Source organism: Nocardia jinanensis (genome assembly GCF_014645735.1).
Taxonomy (GTDB): Bacteria; Actinomycetota; Actinomycetes; order Mycobacteriales; family Mycobacteriaceae; genus Nocardia; species Nocardia jinanensis.
The window spans coordinates 369,713-389,130 of the sequence record NZ_BMMH01000006.1 but is presented as its reverse complement, the minus strand read 5'-3'; the positions used below and the strand labels follow the sequence as shown (position 1 = coordinate 389,130).

General features: G+C 65.8%; 19 protein-coding genes. 7 read left to right on the top strand and 12 right to left on the bottom strand.

Annotated elements, in window-relative coordinates:
* Positions 1–84: 84 nt before the first annotated feature.
* Entirely contained in the window at positions 85–894 is an 810-nt protein-coding gene (locus tag IEY68_RS17265) for a GTP pyrophosphokinase (RefSeq protein WP_082681521.1), read from the bottom strand.
* A gap of 97 nt (positions 895–991) precedes the next feature.
* On the opposite strand from IEY68_RS17265, the gene IEY68_RS17260 reads away from it, so the two are divergent.
* The 3 genes from IEY68_RS17260 to IEY68_RS17250 all read left to right on the top strand — a co-directional run bounded on the left by IEY68_RS17260 (position 992) and on the right by IEY68_RS17250 (position 2,987).
* The gene (locus IEY68_RS17260; RefSeq protein ID WP_058856044.1) at positions 992–1,426 is read left to right on the top strand and encodes a hypothetical protein; all 435 of its coding nucleotides are present in this window, start codon (positions 992–994) and stop codon (positions 1,424–1,426) included.
* Positions 1,427–1,670: 244 nt separating this feature from the next.
* Positions 1,671–2,327, top strand: coding sequence for a TetR/AcrR family transcriptional regulator (locus IEY68_RS17255; RefSeq protein ID WP_058856043.1), 657 nt, complete (start codon positions 1,671–1,673; stop codon positions 2,325–2,327).
* 12 nt (positions 2,328–2,339) lie between these two features.
* Positions 2,340–2,987, top strand: coding sequence for an enoyl-CoA hydratase/isomerase family protein (locus IEY68_RS17250; RefSeq protein ID WP_058856042.1), 648 nt, complete (start codon positions 2,340–2,342; stop codon positions 2,985–2,987).
* A 375-nt stretch (positions 2,988–3,362) separates the two neighbouring features.
* Here IEY68_RS17250 and IEY68_RS17245 read toward each other — a convergent pair whose 3' ends face one another.
* Together IEY68_RS17245 and IEY68_RS17240 are read right to left on the bottom strand one after the other, a co-directional pair.
* Complete coding sequence (locus tag IEY68_RS17245; RefSeq protein ID WP_058856041.1) at positions 3,363–4,196, bottom strand: siderophore-interacting protein; 834 nt, start codon at positions 4,194–4,196, stop codon at positions 3,363–3,365.
* A gap of 65 nt (positions 4,197–4,261) precedes the next feature.
* Positions 4,262–5,281: an ABC transporter substrate-binding protein gene (locus IEY68_RS17240; protein ID WP_063916400.1), complete on the bottom strand. Its 1,020-nt coding sequence runs from the start codon at positions 5,279–5,281 to the stop codon at positions 4,262–4,264.
* 110 nt (positions 5,282–5,391) lie between these two features.
* On the opposite strand from IEY68_RS17240, the gene IEY68_RS17235 reads away from it, so the two are divergent.
* Genes IEY68_RS17235 through IEY68_RS17225 form a run of 3 tightly spaced genes read left to right on the top strand, consistent with a single transcriptional unit; the run spans position 5,392 to position 8,365 of the window.
* Positions 5,392–6,477 carry a FecCD family ABC transporter permease gene (locus tag IEY68_RS17235; protein ID WP_199804970.1) on the top strand — a complete coding sequence of 362 codons (1,086 nt, stop codon included), beginning with the start codon at positions 5,392–5,394 and terminating at the stop codon, positions 6,475–6,477.
* On the top strand, positions 6,474–7,556 hold the full coding sequence (locus tag IEY68_RS17230; protein ID WP_063916393.1) for a FecCD family ABC transporter permease: 1,083 nt from the start codon (positions 6,474–6,476) through the stop codon (positions 7,554–7,556). Before IEY68_RS17235 ends, IEY68_RS17230 begins: the two co-directional genes overlap by 4 nt.
* Entirely contained in the window at positions 7,553–8,365 is an 813-nt protein-coding gene (locus IEY68_RS17225; RefSeq protein ID WP_058856040.1) for an ABC transporter ATP-binding protein, read from the top strand. The genes IEY68_RS17230 and IEY68_RS17225 overlap by 4 nt, the downstream gene beginning before the upstream one ends.
* A 45-nt stretch (positions 8,366–8,410) precedes the next feature.
* Here the strand turns inward: IEY68_RS17225 and IEY68_RS17220 are convergent, their stop codons facing one another.
* A complete protein-coding gene (locus IEY68_RS17220) occupies positions 8,411–9,667 on the bottom strand; it encodes a patatin-like phospholipase family protein (RefSeq protein ID WP_189094345.1) in 1,257 nt (418 codons plus the stop codon).
* 444 nt (positions 9,668–10,111) lie between these two features.
* Between IEY68_RS17220 and IEY68_RS17215 the strand changes: the two genes are divergently transcribed.
* A complete protein-coding gene (locus IEY68_RS17215; protein ID WP_156426308.1) occupies positions 10,112–11,005 on the top strand; it encodes a serine hydrolase in 894 nt (297 codons plus the stop codon).
* A 126-nt stretch (positions 11,006–11,131) separates the two neighbouring features.
* Here IEY68_RS17215 and IEY68_RS17210 read toward each other — a convergent pair whose 3' ends face one another.
* The 8 genes from IEY68_RS17210 to IEY68_RS17175 form a co-directional block, all read right to left on the bottom strand.
* A complete protein-coding gene (locus IEY68_RS17210; RefSeq protein ID WP_058856038.1) occupies positions 11,132–11,806 on the bottom strand; it encodes an isochorismatase family protein in 675 nt (224 codons plus the stop codon).
* A complete protein-coding gene (locus IEY68_RS17205; protein WP_058856037.1) occupies positions 11,803–12,132 on the bottom strand; it encodes a Dabb family protein in 330 nt (109 codons plus the stop codon). Before IEY68_RS17205 ends, IEY68_RS17210 begins: the two co-directional genes overlap by 4 nt.
* Positions 12,133–12,153: 21 nt before the next feature.
* Entirely contained in the window at positions 12,154–12,921 is a 768-nt protein-coding gene (locus tag IEY68_RS17200; protein ID WP_058856036.1) for a maleate cis-trans isomerase family protein, read from the bottom strand.
* Positions 12,918–15,092 (bottom strand): FAD-dependent monooxygenase, encoded by a 2,175-nt coding sequence (locus tag IEY68_RS17195; protein ID WP_058856035.1) that lies wholly within the window; start codon positions 15,090–15,092, stop codon positions 12,918–12,920. The genes IEY68_RS17200 and IEY68_RS17195 overlap by 4 nt, the downstream gene beginning before the upstream one ends.
* Positions 15,093–15,099: 7 nt before the next feature.
* A complete protein-coding gene (locus tag IEY68_RS17190; RefSeq protein ID WP_058856034.1) occupies positions 15,100–16,824 on the bottom strand; it encodes a carbon-nitrogen hydrolase family protein in 1,725 nt (574 codons plus the stop codon).
* A 61-nt stretch (positions 16,825–16,885) separates the two neighbouring features.
* On the bottom strand, positions 16,886–17,662 hold the full coding sequence (locus IEY68_RS17185; RefSeq protein WP_062999814.1) for an ABC transporter ATP-binding protein: 777 nt from the start codon (positions 17,660–17,662) through the stop codon (positions 16,886–16,888).
* Positions 17,659–18,498, bottom strand: coding sequence for an ABC transporter ATP-binding protein (locus IEY68_RS17180; protein WP_058856032.1), 840 nt, complete (start codon positions 18,496–18,498; stop codon positions 17,659–17,661). The genes IEY68_RS17185 and IEY68_RS17180 overlap by 4 nt, the downstream gene beginning before the upstream one ends.
* Positions 18,495–19,412, bottom strand: a complete 918-nt coding sequence (locus tag IEY68_RS17175; protein WP_058856031.1) for an ABC transporter permease — start codon at positions 19,410–19,412, stop codon at positions 18,495–18,497. Before IEY68_RS17175 ends, IEY68_RS17180 begins: the two co-directional genes overlap by 4 nt.
* Positions 19,413–19,418 lie beyond the last annotated feature (6 nt).

The window sequence follows — 19,418 nt, the reverse complement described above, 5'->3', positions numbered from 1 at the left end:
ATCTCGCGGCGCTCGAGCCGTAATGGTCGTATGGCCTACGGAGGGGTTCCAGTTCCTGCCGACCTACTCGTCGGGCCGGCTCGTCTACAGCTCAGGAGAGCGATCGTGTGGGGTGGTGTCACTGCGCCGGCCACCGGATGAGGTGTCTCTCGTGAGGCTGTTGTACAGGCGGCTGAGGTCCAGCGTCTCGGACGGGCCGGCCTGGGTGCGCTCGGTGCGGTCGACCTGGCGGTGCAGGGCTTCCATTTTTTCGTCGAGCTGGGTGGCGACTCGGGCGGCTTGGGTCAGGTCGCTACGGAGGTTCGGCGGGACCTCACCGCGGTATTTGTAGTAGATCTTGTGTTCGAGGCTGGCCCAGAAGTCCATGGCGATGGTTCGGATCTGAATTTCGACCGGCATGTGTTCGGTGCGGTGGGAGCGGAAGACCGGGATCGATACGATCAGGTGCAGGCTCTGGTAGCCGTTCGGTTTGCGGTGGGTGATGTAGTCGCGTTCTTCCAGGACGGTGATGTCTTCCTGTCCGGCGAGCATGTCTCTTATCTCGGTGATATCGGAGATGAAGCTGCACACGACTCGGACTCCGGCGATATCGAGGATGTTCTCCCGGATGGAGGCCAGGGTCATCGGGTAGTTCTTGCGCTGGATCTTCTCCATCACGCTTTCGGGGGATTTGAGTCGTGATCCGACGTGTTCGATGGGATTGTATTCGTGGGTGCTGTTGAAATCCTCGCGCAAGATGTTGATCTTGGTGGTGATCTCGTCGATCGCGAACTTGTAGCCGAGCATGAAGTCGAAGAACTGGTCGCGGAGCGCACGTACGTCGTCGACGGTGACCGGGCTCGCATTACCCGGGGGGTCGGTATCGGCGCTCGGTGCCGGTTGCCAGGATCTCATTGGCTCCAGTCTGCCGTTACCTGCGATTTCGCCGCCACGTCGGGTGAGGTAGACCACTACCGGCGCGGTGCTCGATCGCTACGGCCGAGTTGACGGGGTGGCGTATGAGCTCGATGTCGGCGAAGGCCGATGTCCGGTGGTCGCCCACCAGGCCGTCGGCGATTTCGGTGTCGGCGCCGAGATCGCGGCAGGTGTATTCGCCGGCAACTCGGTCCAGCCATACCCGGATTTCGGCGATCCCGAGGTAGTCGTGTCCGGCGTCGGTGATATGAGCGTCGTCGGCGACGAGCGCTGCCGCTGCGGCGCGATCCCTATCGCGAACCTCGGCTACAGCAATGGAGCACCGGTCCGATACGCCGCCGACTACATCGACATCGCGGACCACACCTACGGTTACGGTCATTTCGTCGGCACCCCGGAGCCGGGGCCGTACAACAGCGTCGGAATTCCGGTGTGCCCCACAATGGAGCTGGCGGGCGGATGGTGGTGGATCGAACGTTGCGACGGCCCGGAGTACGACCGAGTCCGGTGAACCCGCCGCTCGGTCCGTTGGACCAGCTTCTTGCGGCTGAACTGCTGTCTGCCCGATGGTGCGGCGCCGAATGCGGGCGCTGCCGAGACCGCGCGAACCGCGAGCGGCATTCTCCTGGGCTGTAGTGCCGTCGCCGATGTCTCATCTTGTAGGTCGGGCCGTCAAGTGTGTACGAGGTGTGGGAATCCGCCGATCGGCACGCGGTCTGCTGATTACGGAGCACGCGCTCTGTTATTATGTGGCCATGCCCCGCCCGCGAATCCACGACCTCGATCACCTGATGGATGCGGCCGAGCAGCTGGCCGTGGACTCCGGACCGGCCGCGGTCACCGTCCGTGCGCTTTCGGAGGCCACCTCGGTGTCCAATGGGGCGATCTACCACACGTTCGGCTCCCGGGCCGGACTGATGGGTCAGGTCTGGCTGCGAGCCGCGCAGCGCTTCCTGGCTCTGCAGCGTGAGGCGGTCGACCGCGCGATGGCCGTGGGCTCCTCACGCGAGGACGCGGTCGAGGCGGCCGTCGCCGCTGCCGACACGCCCGCCGAATTCTTGCTGCAACAACCGGTCTCGGGCCGCCTGTTGCTGACCGTGTCCCGGCGGGAACTGCTCGGTTCCGCCGAGCTCCCCGACGATATCGCCGAGGAATTGCGCCGACTCGATCAATTCCTGATCGACCTGTTCGCCGGCTTGGCGCGCAGCGTGTTCGGCCGCGGCGATCGCGAAGCCGTCGCGGTCATCCGCGACTGCGTGGTGGAACTGCCCACCGCACTGCTGCTGCGTGGCCGACGAAACCCCGATCCGGCAGTGCGTCAACGGCTCGCCGCAGCCGTCCGCGCGGTCCTGGCGCTACCCCTACCGCCACCGCGGCCCAGCAGTGACACCACCCCAACCACAACGAAGTGAAAGAAAACAACGATGACCGCGAACCTGCACTACCAGGACAAGATTGCCGTACTGACGCTCGGCGACGACGAGAACCGGTTCTCGCCGGACTGGCTCGACACCGCCAACGCCCACCTCGACACCATTGAGCGAAACGCTCGAGGCCTGGTCACAACCGGTACCGGAAAGTTCTACTTTAACGGCCTGGACCTGGACTGGCTGATGGCCAACGGCGACCGCGTCGAATGGTACATCGCCGGCGTCCAAGAACTGTTCGCCCGCATCCTCACCTTCCCGCTGCCCACCATCGCCGCGGTCAACGGCCACACCTTCGGCGCCGGTGCCATGCTGGCCATCGCCCACGACTATCGCGTCATGCGGGCGGACCGCGGCTACTACTGTTTCCCCGAAGTCGATATCGACATTCTCTTCACCCCCGGCATGGCCGCCCTCATCCAGGCCAAGCTCAGCCCCCAGACCGCGGTGATCGCCATGACCACCGGCCACCGCTTCGCCGGCCCGGAGGCTCTGGCCGCTGGGCTCGTCGACGCCACCGCTTCCGAAGCCGAGGTCCTCACCACCGCCGTCGACCGGCTCGCACCCATTATCGGCAAGAACCCAGCAACACTCGCCGCCATCAAAACCACCATGTACAGCACCGTCGCCACAGCACTGCGCTGAGACATCCCGGATCGATCACAATCGGAGGAAGACGGTCCGTGGTCACCACCCCGGCCCGGCCGGGCAGCGCCGATCTCACCTCTGGAACCCGCTGTAGCACTTTCGCGTGAACGCACCGCCCTCGCCTCAGTTCACCGAGATCCCTTTGGTTCTTCGGTTCGGTAGCACAGGGGCCCTCGATGCCCTCGGGTTCGAGCAGGTCGTGCGGATGGTGGATCAGCCAACGGCGGACACCGCGCGTTCGCACCATGCCGGGCTCCGCCGACCGACTCTCCCGGTAGTTCGGCGACGGCTGGGAGGGTGGTATCCGGGATAATCCCGAATGCCCATATCGGCTCTCGGGGATCGACGGTCCTGCGACCGGTCGGTGATCCCTCAGCTCGACGCGGCTATGCCGATGCGCCAGTAGCCGGTGAACGTGATGTCGGACTTGTCGAATCCCCGGTCGCGCACCAAATGCCGGCGTATTCCGGAGGCGAGTTGCTGCTCGCCCGCGACAAAGGCGTAGACGTTCGCACCGGGGAGGTGGGCGCCGCACACCGCCTCGGTGGCCAGTGTGCCGATTCGGCGGGTGGGGGTGTTACGGGGTAACCAGTGCACCCGAACCCCTGTTGGTTCGTCCAGATCCTGGATATCTTCGCTGTGGGGCACTTCGATATACGCCGCGCCCTGCAGATCTCTCGGCGCGGAGCGGAGTACACCCGCAATCGCGGGTAGTGCGCTTTCGTCCCCGGCCAGCAGCGACCAATTCGTATGCGGCGGAGCCTGGTACATAGTTCCTTCGTCGAGCAACCCGATCCGTGTGCCGGGAAGCGCTCGGTCTGCCCATGTGGAGGCGGGGCCGGTATCTCCGTGTGCAACGAAATCGATGTCGATTTCGGCGTGCGTGCCGAATCTCCCGGCACCTGCCGGTCGGAAAGCGCGAACGGTGTAGTTGCGGATGAACGGCCGAGTGTTGCTGCTCATTTCCAAATACTGGGCATACCAGAGCTTGTCCTTCGCCACGGTCGGCAGGCGCAGGCCGGGCTGCTGCGCCCTCGGTAGGAATAGGCGGAACCACTGGTCATAGCCCATCGGGGCGAAATCGTGAAGGTCGGGTCCGCCGATCGTCACCCGGATGAAGCTGGGACCGATTCGCTCGGTGGCGAGAGTTTCAGCGGTGCAGACCCGTCGCTCCTGCGGCTCGAGGTGTTTGGTGCGCGTCGCCATGGAAATTAGGGTAGCAAAACCTAACTATCGACCAATCGGGGTGCGATGAATGCGCATATGCCGGTTCATACCGGGATCAGATCCTTCCTCGGGTCCACTCCGAAGTGCTCGGCCAGGGTGGTGATCGAGGTATGTGCGCCCTGAATGCTCACCGACAGGACGAAGGGCTCGTCGTCGACCTGGATCACGTCACCGGACAGGCGTTTCCACAGCGGGTTGGCTTCATAGGACTTCTTCTGGTCGCGGCTGGAGTCGCCCTCGGCTCCCGGTGGGGTGTAGGCCGAGACCATGATGAGGCCCGCGTCGGCTCGCAGGATCTGTTCCACCGACAACGGGGTGAAGATGCTGTCGTTGTTATCGGGTGCGTCGGCGGGGCGGGGGATGCCCATATCCGTCATGATGTCGCCGATGAAGGAGTTGCTGGAGTACAGCCGGGCGGTGTCCTCGCCGGCGAAGCGGACCAGCGAGTACGTCAATTCGGGATTCGCGGCCCGTATCTGCTCACCCACCGCGGCCGCACGTTCCTCGTAGGAAGTTATCAGCTCTTGGGCCCTGCTCTTCTTGCCCAGTGCTTCGCCGAGAAGAACGATGTTCTGCTTCCAGGTCGGTCCCGTGGTCTCGGAGAACACGGTCGGCGCGATCTTGGACAGCTGATCGTAGAGCGGTTCGTGCCGCACCTTGGCGGAAATGATGAGGTCGGGCTCGAGTTCCAGGATCTTCTCCAGGTCGGGCTCTGCCGTTGTGCCGACGTTGACGGAATCGGCGACCGCATCATCGATATCACCGAGATAGTTCGGGAACGGATGGTCGGGGTCCGCGCGGTACTGGATATAACCGGCGAGGGGGACGTCGAGCAGCAGTGCGGCGTCGGTGAAGCTGGGATCCAGTGCGACAACGCTTTCCGGTGGGGCCTCGATCGTGGTGATGCCCATGGCGTGCTCGATCGTGATCGGGGAGCCACTGCTGCCCGCGGCGTCCGGGCTCACCTCGCCGGAGCCACCACAGGCGCTGACGAACGCCAGCCCGCATGCCATGAGCGGAATCAGTGACCGGCGCGCGATCGATCGGGTGGACGTTCCCCTCATCAAATGGCCTTTCATCCGGGCCGGGCCGCCGTGAACCATCAAGACGATAAGGATAGGCTGCCCAACGTGGGGCTGACCTTAGCAAGGAGAACCGAGATGGCGACACCAGCGTGAGCGAATCGGTGACCAGCGGGACCACCCCCGATCCGCCGGATTCCTCGATCGACGCTCCGGCCACGCCTCGAAGTAATGCCGCGATTCGCGCGGGACGCTCACCACTGGTCATGGTCGCCGTGCCGGTCGCCGCTGTGCTGGCGGCGGTTCTGCTCAGCATCTGCGTCGGCAGTAATCCCTCGACCTTGGCCGAGGTGTGGCATGCGATCTCCACGCCCTCCGGGACCGATATGGATGTGACGATCCGCGAGCTCCGATGGCCTCGCACCCTCGTCGGCATCGCTGCCGGAGCGTGTCTGGGTGTGGCCGGAATTCTCACCCAGGGGCATACGCGTAACGCTGTCGCCGAACCAGGTTTGCTCGGCATCAACCAAGGTGCCGCTCTCGCGATCGTTACCGCGACGTTCCTCTTCGGCGGCCTGTCGGTTCATACCCAGGCCGGTCTGGCCTTCGCCGGTGCACTGGCGGCCAGCGTGTTGGTGTTCGCGGTCGGGACCGCCGCCCGCAACGGAGCGACGCCGGTGACCCTGGTGTTGTCCGGCGCGGCTGTCACCGCGCTCTGTGGTGGGCTCGTCACCGGACTGGTGTTGCTGGACAGCGCGTCCTTGGACACCCTGCGGTTCTGGCAGGTCGGCTCCTTGGCGGCGCGGCCGTACACCTTGGGGGCGATATGGCCCTTCGTTGCCGTCGGCCTGCTGTTCGCCCTGCTCAATATCGGCGCGCTCAATACGCTGGCCCTGGGTGAGGACACGGCTCGATCGCTGGGAACCTCGGTACCGGTCGCGCGGTGTGTGGGTATCGCCGCGATCACCCTGCTCGCCGGGTCGGCTGTCACCATGGCCGGTCCGATCGCTTTCGCCGGGCTACTGGTTCCCCATATCGCCAGGGCCCTGGTCGGTGCCGACTACCGTCGCACGGTACCTGCGTCCGCGGCGTTCGGTATCTCGCTGGTGCTCATCGCCGATACCGCGGGCCGGGTCGTCGCCCGGCCGGGCGAGTTGTCGGTCGGGGTGGTGCTCGCAGTCATCGGAGCGCCGTTCTTCGTGCTCCTCGCCCGCCGCCGCCGGCTGGTGACCATATGAGCCACCCGGACCGGAATCTGCTCGCCCCCGCCCGGGTTGTGCGGTGTGGGCCGATCTCCGTGCGCGTCGCGCCTCGCGCGCTGTGGGTCGGGCTGTTGCTGCTCCTGCTGGCCCTGGCGGCCGCTGCGGTACACCTGGCGAACGGCGGCTCCGCCCTACCACTGGGCGCTGTAGTGCGGGCCCTGTTCGGTGACGATTCGAATGCGCGTGTGCATCTCGCTGTGACGGAGTTCCGAGCGCCGCGCACCGCCGGGGCCGTTGTCGCGGGCGCCTGTCTGGCAATGGCAGGGGCGTTCACCCAGACTGTCGCACGCAATCCCCTTGCCAGCCCCGACATTCTGGGAGTGACGGCGGGAGCTTCGCTCGGCGCCGTCTCCGTGCTCGTGCTGGCAGGCGGCGGCGCGGCCGGTCTGAGTGGTTTCGCCGGTGAGGTCGGCCTGCCGGTCGCCGCGTTCGCCGGAGGGGTGTCCGCCGGAGTCCTGGTATATCTCCTGGCCGTATCCGGGACCCTCGACAGCTACCGCCTGGTGCTGGTGGGCCTGGGCATCAACGGACTCGCCGTCAGTTCGACGACCTGGATGTTGACCCTCGGTGATGTCAGCAATGCCGCCCAGGCACTGACCTGGATGTCGGGTTCGCTCAACGGCAAAGACTGGCAGCTGGTCGAGCCGATGGGTCTGCTGGCCCTGGCCTTGTCGGCGGGGGCGCTGCTGCTCGGGCAGCGGCTGGTGCTGTTCACCATGGACGACGATGTGGCGATCGGGCTCGGCGTGCGGATCGGCCGCCTCCGGCTGTACGCGCTGGCGTCGGCGACACTGCTGGCTTCCACCGGAGTCGTCGTCGCGGGTCCGCTCGTATTCGTCGCTCTGGCGAGTCCGCAGATCGCACGGCTGCTCACCGGATCGGCTGTTGCGCCGATCTTCATCTCGGGGCTGGTGGGCGCCGTATTCGTCCTGGTCGCCGATACTGTCGCCACGAATGTGCTGCCGGTATCGCTGCCGGTCGGTGTGGCGACCGCCGTACTGGGCGGACCGTATCTGATCTTTCTCGTCCTGCGGAACCAGAGGAGGCTTACGTGAGTCGTCCGGCCACGGCGTCCGTGCTACGCGCGGAGAACCTCACCCTCGGCTACGGCGCGGCCGATGTCGTCACCGATATGACCTTCGATATCCCCACCGGGTCGGTGACCTCGATCATCGGCCCGAACGGGTGCGGGAAGTCGACACTGCTGCGCGGCCTCGGCCGATTGCTCGCTCCGAAGTCCGGTCGAGTCCTGCTCGACGGCACACCCATCAACACACAGCCCACCCGGAAAGTCGCCCAGCGCATCAGTATCCTGCCCCAATCGCCCGCCGCCCCGCCCGGCCTCACGGTCGCCGACCTGGTCTCGCGCGGGCGCCACCCCAGGCAACGATGGTATGAGCAGTTCTCCTTTCTCGACGAAGCTTCGCTGCGGCATGCCCTGAACAGCACCGGCCTGCTGGATCTGGCCGGCGCCAGACTCGAAGAGCTCTCCGGTGGGCAACGCCAACGAGCCTGGATCTCCATGACGCTCGCCCAGGAAACCGACATCATGCTGCTGGACGAGCCGACCACTTACCTGGACCTGGCGCATCAAGTGGAACTGCTGGAACTGATCGTCCGGCTGAACCGGGAACACAACCGGACCATCGTCATGGTGCTGCACGATATCTCGCTGGCCGCTCGATACAGCGACCACCTTGTCGCGATGAAGAACGGTGCCATCGTGATTCAGGGCGCACCCGACCATGTGGTGCGCCCCGACGTGCTGCGTGATGTTTTCGGACTCGCCGCGCACGTGGTGACCGAACCGGCCGAAGGGCGACCACACGTCATCCCATTGGGATCATCGAGATCCTCTCGGTAGGACCGAGCTCCGGTGCCCTTTGGGTGGCCTGATCGTTGGGATTGTTCAATCGCTGCTCTCTCGTGCGGTCGATACCGGTTGTCGTGGTCCGATCCACCATGGCAGTTGGCGTGCCGGTGCGCCGGCAAGTGCGGCGTCGGCGTGACGTCGACCGAGTTCGATGGATGATTCGATGAATTCGCGGTCGAAGTACAGGTAGCTGAACAAGTCGCCGCGGCGGGGGCCGTCGCCGGCCAGCGCCCGGCCCAACATCCGTAACTCCGCCTGACGCAGGGTCGACACGATCCCGCTCTGACGCCGGCGTTGATCGGCGAAAACCTCTTCGGCCAGGTCGCCCAGCGTCGCTCGCGTGGGCGGCGTGATGGGGAGGAAGGGGATAATTCTCTTCGGCAGCTCCGTCGTGGTGGCGGATACGGCCGAGTCCACCAACGTGTTGACCTTGGCCAGCGTGCGCACATCCTCGATCATCCGGTCGACCAGCGCGGCATCCATCAACCGCACGATGACATCGTCCACGTCGGGCGGCAGGTTGTTCGCGGGTACCGGCGGTATGGAATCGACTACGGGGTGGGTCGCCACGACCACGATCGCATCGGTGCCCAGCGCGATCGCAGGTTTGAGTGGCGCGTTGAGTCGTATCCCGCCGTCCAGATACCAACCGGCCCACTGTGGCGGGGTGCTGACGTGGACGGGTGGGAACACGACCGGAATCGCCGCCGAGGCGAGCACATGCTCGGCCGTGATCTCGGCGGCCACATAATCGATCGGCCGTTCGTCATCGGACGGCGGCAGCGCTGCTGTGTCGGCGCGGTCGACGAACACCACGGTGCGATTGTCCGCACCGGATGTCGCGACCACTGCCAACGTGGCCCGACCCTCGGCAATATTGCGGCGCAGCCACTTCCAATCGATGGCGGTGCGGGCCGTGCGGTGCAGCGGAGAAGTATCGAGCAGATTGGTCAACTGCACTCCGGGTACACCCAGCAGCTGACCGGCGGCGCGGCCGACGAGGCGAGGCAGGCCGAGGGCCGGGGACCGGAACACGTCGCAGACGGTGATGTCGCGCCACACTTGCAGCGCCCGCTGAGCCTGCTCGTCCGGCGGCAGATGCGATAGGGCAGCGAAGATCGTCGCGTTGACAGCCCCGGCGCTGGTAGCGACGAACCGCACCGTGTCCACACCCGCGTTGCGTAGGCGCGGTACCAGTACCGAGAGCACGCCGGCCTCGTAGCCACCACGGGCGCCCGCACCCGCCACGACGACGCTCACCCGGCGGGGCGGGGTACCAGACCAGTCGATCACCAGTGACCTCCTTCGTTCCAGGGAAGTTCCTGCTCAGCAGTGCTTCGGGAGATACCTACAGCATTCTCGGGATGATTCCCAGGTCCTGGCGCATTGCCGACCGGGGCAGGGTATAGATCGCCTGCCAGGATATGAGCAATTCGCCTTGTGGGCCGTCAGCGAACGGGCCCGCGCGTCCGGTCCGGTGCAATCCTCGGGGCCGATCCCAGGCCGAGTTGAACAAGGAAGTTGTTCGCCGCTTCTACCGAGCCGCTCTCCGAGCGCCCGGCGGCCCGGACTCCGCAGCACACACCGTCGGCTGTCGGGCCGGGCGGGGACGATCCGCCGGCCTGGTGGGCAGCGATATGTTCGCGATGCAGGGCGGATACATTGCCGCCGAGCTGATTCAGCCGGTCCCGCACAGGGTTGCTATCCGCTGAGCGGGATCACGACGGAAGGAAGCCCATGCGTTCTATTGCGATCTTCGAGCACCGCGGGAGACGGCTGTTCCTCCTGGTGTTGTCCGGTGTGTTGGCGGCAGTGTTGCTGACCGTGACCGCGATGGCAATCAGGGCTTACACCGTGACCGACGACGCCCGGTCGCCCCGGGACGGCGGGGTGTTCGATTCAGGGCTGCTGGTCCGTATCGCGCGGGCCGAAGCGTATGTGAAAACCCGTCCCGGGTTTGCGGGAATCGTGGTCCGCGACCGTATGACCGGTGCGGTATGGCGTAGCGCGGACGCGGGCACGCTTGTCTGGGCTTGTTCTACGCCGAAGCTGGCCATGGTGGTGGATCTGCTGCTCCGCAACGACTCGGGCGCGATCACATTGACCACGGAGGATCGTGAGTTGATCCACAGGATGCTGAACTCCAGCGACGACGAGGCGGCCACGACGATGTGGTACCGCTATGGCGGTGAGGCGGAGTACGCGGCGCGGTTTCCGTCGTACGGTATGACCGATATGAGATTCACCGACCAACACAAGCATCATTGGGGTTGGATCCTGACCACATCGAACGATCTCGACCGTCTCATCGGCTACGTGCTGGAGGAGCTGCCTGCGCGGCATCGGGACTACATCGTCGGTGAGATGCGTGCGGTGGATGTCAACCAGCAGTGGGGGGTCTGGGGTGCGGGTGCGAAGGCGCGGCCGGGGAACAAGAACGGTTGGTCCGACGATAACGACGACGGCTCCTGGCTGATGAATTCAGTGGGATTCGTCGGCCCGGATGAGCGGTACACGTTGGCGATCATGGACAACACCCGGGTGATCGAGGGCGGTGACAAGGTCGGCATGGAGACCACGACCAAGATCAGTGAAATCCTGTTCGGCGGCTACTTCGGCCTGGAGTATTAGCGTGAACCTCGGCGCCGGCTCGATCGCCGGTGCCCGGCGTACCAGCGCGCCCCGGTGCGCGGCGGCATCGATGCCGAACGTTGCGCCGAAGCGTGTAGAAGATCGCGTGGAACTCGCGCGGGTGTCCTACGTCGAGCGTATGGTGCCCTCGCCGGCCAGTGAGGTCAGATAGGCGTGTGCTTCGGTGAGCGAGTAGACCTCGCCGATCTTGGCCGCGATATCGCGCAGGTTCGACTCGTGGGGATCGGGATGCCGGTCGCCGACGCACTCGCGTACGACTATCGGGACGAAACCGTTCTGTAGGGCATCGAGTGCGGTCGCTCGAATACACCCGCTGGTCGACAGGCCGACGATCAGGACGGTGTCGATTCCGCGCGTTGTCAGCGACGCCGCGAGAGATGTGCCTGCGAAAGCGCTCGGGTAGTGCTTGGTCACGACAGTCTCTCCTCGGCGGGGCGCGAAGCCGTCGACGAACTCCGCGAGGGGATTGCCCTCGGTGAAGCACGCCAGACCTGGGACCTTGCGGAAGAACAATCCGCCGAGCACGCCATCGGCGTGGTCGTAGCGCACTCGTGTCAGATAGATGGGAATTCCCGCTGTGGCGGCCTGCTCACGAAATTCGAGCATGGCCGCGACGGCATCCCCGACAGCCGCATACAACGGGGAGTCGGGCTCGGTGTAGGCGCGGGCAGGGTCGACGACGAGAAGAGCCGGCCGCACGCCGGGTTCGAGGTGACCCCCGAACCCGGCGTGCGCGTAGTCCTCGGCGAGTGTTGTGCCGAGCAGCGGAGTGCCGGTCATGCCGCCGCCTCGACCCCGGACGTCCGCACCGTGTTGTCGTCGTACTGTACGAACGCCTTGGCGGAAACGACCGGTGCGATGTGATCGGCGATCACGGCGACATGAGCGGGGTGCGTGCGGTATGCCTCCCATGCAGGCTGCGCCTCGAATCGCAGGTGGAAGCGCAGCGTCGCGTTCCCGTCGGACAGACCGGCGTCCCGCACGACTTCGGCGGAGACCAGCCCGTCGATCCGGTCGGGCAGAGCCAGTAGCGCGTCGGCGATTCCTTCGATCTGCGCGTCGGTGGTTTCCGGCACCAAGGTCAAGTGCCCTACATGGTTGAACATGAGTCCTCCTCCTTCGACTCGTCAGAATCGCTCGAGTAGCGAGCCGTGGCCGAAGATCTTGTCGTCGATTCCGTTGGCGCGCAGGGCGTGCCACACCGTCGCGAGATTGATCGCGATCACCGGCTTGTCCAATTCGCGCTCCAACTCCGCGGCGACCGCGACAGCCTCGAGGTTGGTGCCACACTGGATGAGAGCATCGACATCGGGGCCGTCCACAGCGAGGAACGCCGCCCGGATATCGTCCGGTGTCTCGTCGGCGATAGATGTCGCCGACGCGGACTTCAAGCCGTGGATCGCGGTGACCTCGAAACCGAGTTCGGAGAAGTAGGCCACGACCTGCTCGTCACCGACCGGCTGATAAGGCGTGATCACCCCGATCTTCTTCGCCCCGAACGCCTGCAGGGCGTGGCCGGCCGCGGTCGCTCCGGTGGTTACCTCGAGCCCGGTGAGGTCACGCACCCGTAACTCGAACTCGGCGTTGCCCGCCACTCCGCCCCAGAAGGTTTCGGCGGACATCCCCATCACGAGGTAGTCCGGCTGCGCGGTCATCACCGTCTCGAGTGCCGCGGGCAGCGCTTCGTTGAGGTTGTCCCGGAACTTGCCGAAGGCATCGGCCGAATCCAGCGCCACCGCGCTGATCATGATCCGGCCGGTGTGCCATGAGCAGTCCCGCGGCCGCAGATGATGGAACTCGCGCTCGACGGAGGTGTTGGTGGAGGGGACGATCAGGGCGAACTTGAGGCCCTTGTGGACGGATGAGCCCGCCACGGAAGGGGTCGGCGCGGTCATACGAGGCTCCTGTGATTGTCGATACCGGAAGCGACACCGTTGGCCGTGCCACTGTTGGGGGACAAAGTGTTCGCGGCAGTGACAGCATGCTCCGCGGCAGCCAGTCGATCGTCCTGGCCGAGGAGTGCGGTGAGGGCCTGCCATTCCGCGGCACTGCGACCGGATGTGCCGGTGTCGCGGATCGTCCGATAGGTGTCGGCGACCGCTTCGGCCGCGGACAGCAGGGGAGCGACGGGGTAGATCATCAGGGCTACACCGCACTCGGCGAGCACCTGGGCGGGGGGAAGGTCGGAGTGATCACCGGCCTCCGAGAGATTCACCATCAGTGGGACACCGGGGACCGCGTCACGCACGCGACGCAGCGCGTGCTCCGAATACACCCCCTCGACGAAGATCAGGTCCGCGCCCGCCGCCGCGTAGGCGCGTGCGCGGTCGAGCGCAGCTGCCTCGCCTTCGACGGAGAGTGCATCGGTGCGCGCGATCACCAACGCCGAGGTGCGTCGTGACACCGCGGACTGGACCTTGGCGATCATCTCCTCGACCGGCACGAGCTGCTTCCCGGCGATGTGTCCACAGCGCTTGGGCGCAACCTGATCTTCGAACTGCACCGCTGCGGCCCCGGCCGCCTCGAACCGGGCCATCGCCTCCTCGACCTGCAGTATTCCGCCGTAGCCCGTGTCTCCGTCGACGATCAGCGGCAGGTCACTGACCGAGGTCATCCGGCGCACCTGCTCGGCCATCTCCGCGAGACCCAGGTATCCGAGGTCGGGCCTGCCCAGCGCGGTGGCGGAAACGGCGGCACCCGAGACATAGGCCGCGGTGAAACCTGCCGCGTCTGCGGCCCGAACTGTCACCCCGTCGTACACGCCAGGAGCGGATACCGTTTCATAGCACAGCAACTCCGACAGCCGCCGACCGGCGGGCCGGGTAGCGTCGGGAACCGCCCGCAGCTCCCGCGCGAGGCGCCCGAGAGTGATGCGCAGCGACGGGAACATCGCGGCGCGCCGCTGGTGCTCCCGCTTGTCCAGCAGGTCCCGATCCAGTGCCGACAGCTCCTCGGCCCTTTCCACCCGGGCCGCCGAGTCCGATTGCCGCATACCGTCGTAGTTGCTCTGCGCTCGCGCCTGGACGTGGTTGAGCGCGGCGTCACGGCGCAATTCGCTGTAGAGCTGTCCGACGTGGGTGTCGTCTGTGCCGGTCAGAGCGGCATCGATGCACAGTGCGGCGGCCCACGCGTCGTGGATGCCGCTGTTCATCCCCATACCGCCGAGCGGGTTGTTGACGTGGGCACTGTCGCCGGCGAGCAGGATGTGGCCTACCGCGAAGGTGGCCGCGGCGCGCATGTTCACCGAGTAGACGTTCGCGTGGGCGATCTCGTAGTCACCGGGCTGTGCGGCGATGCGCTGCAGACGAGCCTGCAGTGAGGCACTCTCCAGCGCTTGCTCGTCGGACTCCTCGTCGCGGATGGGGAACAGCGCTCGCCAGTGTTTCGGCGTCCGCAACAGCACCCCCCACTCCTCGGGGTCGGAGATGTAGGACACGTAGGCGAGGTCGGGGAAATCGTCCCGGAATTCGTGGGTGGTGGAGATGACGAGGAATCGTTCGTCATAGGTACTTCCCTCGAAGGAGATGCCCAGGGACTTGCGGATCGCGGAGCTCGCTCCGTCGGCGGCGACCAGCCACCGGGCGAGGACCGGACGATCACGATCGGTGTCGGGCAGGAAGATCCGCACGTGGGCATCACCCTGCTCGACTCGCACCACCGGCGAGGAGTACCGCAGGGTGACGTTGGGCATCGTCACCAGCACATCGCGGACGATGCGGGTCAGGTTGTCCTGCTCACTCTGCAATCGGTAGGGGTATTTCGTCTCCGTCGCGAGCAGTCCCATATCCATTTCGGAGAGCACGGCACCGCTGCGTTCGCGGTACTGGTACACCGGTGCCTTCAGCCCTACCTCGTGCAACGCGCCGACCACCCCGAGCTCCTCGAGCAGTTCGAGGGTGGACGGGTGGAAAGTCGAGGCCCGCGATTCGGTGGACAGTCCGCTGCCGGCCTCGAGTACCAGGATCTGGTGGCCCAGCTGGGCGAGCTTGAGCGCGGCAACCATTCCCACCGGGCCCATACCGGCCACGACCACGGTATTCATACTGGTGGTATCGCTGTCGGTCACGGCCGTCTCACGCTTTCTCGGTCAACAACGGGCCGTATAGCTTCGGCTGCCGGGTTCCGACGGGGTCGAGGTGGTAACCCATCATCTTGTTATGCGATTCGCGCAGGTCCAGGCGCATCAGCAACTGTTCCTCGAAGCCGTAGCGGGTCCACTGAGCGGATGGGTAGCGCATCAGCGCGATGGGCTGTCCGGGGACGAACGGATCGGCCCGCACGATCTGACTGCCGACCTTCGCTGGGCTGTCGAGTCGGTTGACCGACACCAGATGCACCCGGTTCTCCTCGGTTCGCTCGGTCGCCGCCATATCGGGCGCCTCTCGACGGTCCCAGTTCGCGGGGTGGGCGACGATCTCCGCGCCGCGCAGGGTGAGCAGTCGCATCACCTCCGGCACCCACACTTCGTTGCCGATCATCAGGCCGATGGAGCCGATCGCGGTGTGCGCCACCTCGATGGTGTCACCCGCACTCGCCCAACCGGTTTCGGCGGCATCGAGATGGGTTTTGCGGTAGGTGAACGCGACCTCGCCGCTCGCGTCGATCAGGTAGGCGGTCGAGTAGAAGGCCGTGCCCTCACGTTCGACGAGATGGACGACGACCCACAGCTGATGCTCGCGTGCCGACTGCCGGATCGTGTCGAGTACCCGCCGAGAGACGAGGGCGGCGGCCGCGGGATCTTCGGCGACCTCGCCGGGGCGGAAGCAGAACAACTCCGGCAGAACCCCGAGGGTCGCGCCTCGGCGTGCGGCATGGGCGATCTGCCCGAGGGCACGGGTGATGGTCCAGTCCTGGTTGTGGAACCAGGAGACCTGCAGGGTTGCCACATCGAGCGGTTTCGCCGGCATCTCGGGGTCGACCGGACCGAGCATGGAAGCGACGGGAAGGCCTTCGTGCGGGGTCATCAGGTCGCCGTAGAGATCCGGCCGGCGCCAGCCCATGATATCGGCGAAACCGGGAACGTTCTTGTCGTCGGCCGCGGCCGGCACGATATCCGCCCACACCAGAGCCTCCTGCACCTCACCGGCGGCGCCGAGTACTTCACCGCGTGGCGAAACGATCTGCGAGCCACCCATCCACGGATACGCGTCGGCAGGCCCACCGACGGTGTTGGCCGAGATATGCCAGACGTGGTTCTCGAGTGCTCGTAACGGAACGTGTACCCGCACCTCGTCCGGGCCGCGGGAGTTGAGCGAGTTGCACAGGATCTGGGCACCCAGTGTGCCGAGTACTCGCGGTACGTCCGGTGCGATTCCGTCGGCGCACATCAACAGGCCGAGTCGGCCGATCGCGGTGTCGACCACCTCGAGTGGTTCCGCTCCCGGCGTGAACAGGGTGTATTCGTAGTCCCACAAAACGGTTTTGTGGTGGATGTGCAGGATCTCGCCGTCGGGTCCGATCAGAATCGAGGCGATCCATACCTCCGGTGCGGTATCGGCGCGCAGGTCGACACCGACGACCGCGTGGATGCCGGTCGCACGGCAGGCTTCCCGGAGACCGGTGACGAATTCGCCGTCGAGTTCCTCGGAGTGTTCGTGGCACTCGGCACGATCTGCATAGTCCCGGACTCGATTGCTGTTCTCCGGCAGCACGATCAGCTGGGCACCGGCTGTGGCGGCGGCGCGGATATAACCGGCGCAGAGTTCGGTGTTGGCCGCTACATCCGGGCCCGAGAAGAACTGCGCGGTGGCGACGCGAACGACGTCACCGTCGCGTTCACAACTGTCTGGCGTTTTCATGCTGTGTCACATGACCTTCCGCTGAGTCGGGGAGGTGGGGTGGTCGACGGATGGTCTGCTGTCAGGTACTTCGATCGACGGTCAGCACCGCCGACAACAGTTGGCGGGTGTACCGGTTCTGCGGGTTCCGCCGGACGGAGCGCCACGGACCGGCCTCGACCACGCGTCCACGGAAGAGCACCGCGACGTCGGAGGCCAGCGCCGAGACGGTCGACATATCGTGGGTGATCAGCAGGTAGGAAACGTTCATCGCTTCCTGGACCTCGCACAGGGTGTCGAGGATCCGCGAACGCACCGACAGGTCCAGTGAGGCGGTGGGCTCGTCGAGCACGACGAATTCGGGCTCGGTGACCATGGCACGCGCGATACCGACTCGCTGCTGCTGACCACCGCTGAGTTCGGCCGGGTAGCGGTTCCACAGGGCCGGGCTCAGGTGCGCGAGTTCGAACGCCTGCTCACCGCGTGCCCGCCGGTCCGCCTTCGACATGTCCTTGAAGTGCACGTCCAGTGGCTCGGACACCGATTGTCCCACTGTTCTGCGCGGGTTGAGCGCGAGCTCCGGCTCCTGCAATACGATCGAACTACGCCGGCGCCACCGGGCGAGGCCGGCCTTGTCCAGCGAGGCGAAGTCGACTCCGTCCATCACGATCCGGCCACTGTCGGCGGCCTCGGCCCCGAGGCAGATACGGCCCAGGGTGGACTTCCCCGAGCCGCTCTCACCGATCAGCCCGAGCGTGGACCCGGCCGCGACGGAGAACGAGACGTCGTCGACGGCCTTCACGCTCCGATCGCCACGTCCGTAAATCTTGTGCAGCCGCTGAACTTCGAGTCTGCTCATGCCACAACAGCTTTCACCGAAGCGTCGGAGGGTTCGTCGTCGAGATAGCGGGTGGACGCCGTGACCAGCTGCTGTGTGTACTCGTGCTGCGGGCCGGAGAATACCGAGCGGGTCGGCCCGTTCTCGAGTACCCGTCCGTCACGCATGACATAGACCCGGTCGCAGTAGGTGGACACGACACCGAGATCGTGGGTGACCACGAGGATGGACTTGCCGTCCTCCCGGCAGATCCGGCTGAGCAGATCGAGGATCTCCTTCTGCACGGTCACGTCCAGTGCGGTGGTGGGTTCATCGCCGACTACCAGATCGGGCTGCAGCATCAGCGAGATGGCGATGACCACGCGCTGCGCCATTCCGCCGGACAGATTGCCGGAGTGACCCGCCAACACTCGCTCGGGGGCGGTGATCTCCACCCGGCGCAGCATCTCGCGCGCCGCCTCGCGGATCCACGCCTTGCTCTTGCCGTGCGAGCGGCCGACCGCGAGGAACTGCTTCTCGACGGACTGGACGGGATTGAGCGCACTCCAGGGCTGCTGCGGAATGAACCCGATATCGTTACCCTTCACCGCACGGAGCCCACGTCTACCGAGTTTGTGCAGGTCTTTGCCTTGAAAAAGGGACCGCCCGCTGACCATACGGCCGGTCGAGGGCAGCATTCCCAGCGCCGCCCGCAGAGATACCGACTTGCCCGACCCGGTCTCGCCGATGATGCCGACGAACTCGCCCTGGTGTACCTCGAAGGACACATCGTGTACGACCCGGGTGGCGGTGTCGCCGCGGCCGAATTCGACGGCGAGGTCGGTGACCTGGAGTAGTGGTGTTGTCTCGGTGGTCATTCGACCTCCTTGGCGAAGTGGGCGTCGAGGCTGTCGGAAATCAGGTTCAGCGCGACGATCGAATACACCAGTGCCAGCGCGGGGAAGGCGATGGGCCACCATTGGCCGGTGGTGAGCCCGGCGGACCCGGCCTGGATCATCGATCCCCAACTGGGTATCGGTGGGGCGATGCCGAGACCGAGGAAGCTCATCGCGCCGACCGCCGATAGTGCCAGTGCCGCACCGGTACTCGCCTGCGACAGGATCGTGCCCGAGATATTCGGCAGGATATGGGTGCGCAGCCGGTAGTACACCGAGGTGCCGATCACTTGCGAGTAGAAGACGTAGCGCGACTCCCGCAGGTGCATCGATTCCGCGCGGGTGAGCCGGATGAAGCGGGGGATGTTGAGAATCGCGATGGTTGCCAGCAGGATCGCGGTGCCACCACCACTGATCTGCACGATCACCAGGATCAGGATGAGCAACGGGAAGGCGTCGAAGCCGTCGACTATGCGCATGATGTAGCCCGAGCCGCGGCCACCGGAACCGGCCAACAGGCCGAGCGCGGTACCGACGACCATGGCGACGGCGGTACCTCCGAGCGCCAGCGGCAGGTCGGCCGCGGCGGCGGCGAAGGTGCGCAGCGCAACGTCGCGACCGGCCGAGTCCGTTCCGAACGGGTGCTCGCCGGTGGGTGCGGTGAGCACCATTGCCGGATCGATGCGATCCGAGTCGAGAAAGAACCTGCAGACGATCGCGGCGACGGCGAGTGCCGCCAGCATCCCCCCGCCGATATACGCGCCGGCGAGCCCGCGTCGGCGGTTCTTCTTCCGGGCTCGGTCCGCACGGACGATGGCCGGCTCGGGGACGGCGCCGGGCGGGGTGGTGTCCGGCGAAGTGCTGGGGGCGGTGTCCGCCCCGATGTGGCTGGTCATGGTGGA